Annotated in this window: 2 protein-coding genes; one reads left to right on the forward strand and one right to left on the reverse strand. The window is 63.8% G+C overall.

Annotated features, from left to right (window positions below):
- On the reverse strand, positions 1-806 hold an 806-nt coding region (locus tag QSJ19_RS26480), incomplete at its 3' end, for an Rv0964c family protein (RefSeq protein ID WP_502876350.1).
- Positions 807-969: 163 nt separating this feature from the next.
- Between QSJ19_RS26480 and QSJ19_RS26485 the strand changes: the two genes are divergently transcribed.
- Complete coding sequence (locus QSJ19_RS26485; RefSeq protein ID WP_286324036.1) at positions 970-1,305, forward strand: hypothetical protein; 336 nt, start codon at positions 970-972, stop codon at positions 1,303-1,305.
- Positions 1,306-1,411 lie beyond the last annotated feature (106 nt).

Below are 1,411 nucleotides of genomic sequence, written 5' to 3' on the forward strand. Positions count from 1 at the left end.
CCCGTCGCCGTCGCCGCACCCTCCCGCGTGATCGCCTCACCCCACGAGTTGCCCTCGGCACGATCGGCGAACACGGATGGGATCGCCGTCAGGACACCGAACGCTCCGCCAGCACGGGACACTCTCAGTTTGCCGACTTCTTCCAGCCACGGCGCGATCTTCGCGTCGATACCCGTCGGGTGCTCACCCATCGAGGCTCGCCAGATCTCTTGGATGATGTCGGTCTTGGTTCCGGCTACATTGCCGGCGCTACCCATCAGAACGTCGGCCATGCTCGGTTTCCACACAACGATGTTCCACTCACCGTCGGCGTTCTTGATCGCCGTGGCCAGGTCATGGTCGGCGCACGCGGCAGCAGTCAACACGGCAGCCATTTCGAAGTTCAACCGTTCGAGCGTGGCCATGTACTCCTTCGCCGCATCATCGGACATGCACGCCGCCCGTTCCGGGTGCGGGTCGGAGATCACGTCGGTGTGCGGATCGAGGACAAACCCCGCGGACGCAATATCGTCGCGGAGCTTCTTGAGTGCGTTCTTGACGTCCTGAACCTCTCGCTCTGCCTTGCGGGCGGCGTCGCCGACCTTGGTGGCAATCTCGCCGTGACGATCCAGGTCCTTGCGCGTCTTCCCCACCGATTCGCGCGCGGCGTCGGAGGCATCACTGTTCCACGTTTCGAACACGGTCAGCTTGCCCAGTCGTCCGGACGTGGTCAACGAGTGGTCGGCGATGTTGGTCGAGATCCCGAAGACGTTCGCGATCGCCCCGGTGTCCCACCGATCGATGTCCGCTATGCACAGTTTGCCCATTTTGACCCCCTGAACAGGCACTTTCCTCGCAGACATGCTGCCACGGCTTCCGTCCCGGGTGCTCGTCAGGTCGTTCATCTGGCCTACGATGACGCGCATGCACGGCTGTGTGGCCTAGCCCGTCGACGCCGCACCACCGCTCAAAAGCAAGGGGGACGCGCTCATGGGGGATCACGTCGAAGTCGACGTCGCAGAACTGCACCACGCAGGGCACCAGGTCAACAATTGGCACATCGACACCGAACTGGCATTCAGCCGCGACCACCAGGCGATCGAAGAGTCGGTCTCCTCGGGCTGGGTCGGCAGCTCTGCTGACGCCATGAACCTGCGATTGCAGTCGATGCGTGCCGCCGGCACGGCAATCACCACGGGGCTCAATGGACATTCGACGCACATGTCGTCGGCCGCGACGCGGTACGGCCGGACCGAGGCCGAGTCAGCCGAGTCACTGGAGAATGTCTCCGACTCCGATGACGGAACGCCGTTGCTGGACCTCTGATCCCGTCTCGGGGTGAGGCTCCGGCCTGCGCGATGAGCTCGTCGTCCCAGTCACCGCATTTCTCGAGCCGGTGGAACCGAACACCCACCGTGTGCGTCTAAGCCTC

This window comes from Gordonia sp. ABSL11-1 (genome assembly GCF_030315685.1).
Classification (GTDB): Bacteria; Actinomycetota; Actinomycetes; order Mycobacteriales; family Mycobacteriaceae; genus Gordonia.

Bases quoted from the DNA above. Each gene is read 5' to 3' on its own strand.
- QSJ19_RS26485 (WP_286324036.1), top strand. From the start codon at position 970: ATGGGGGATCACGTCGAAGTCGACGTCGCAGAACTGCACCACGCAGGG.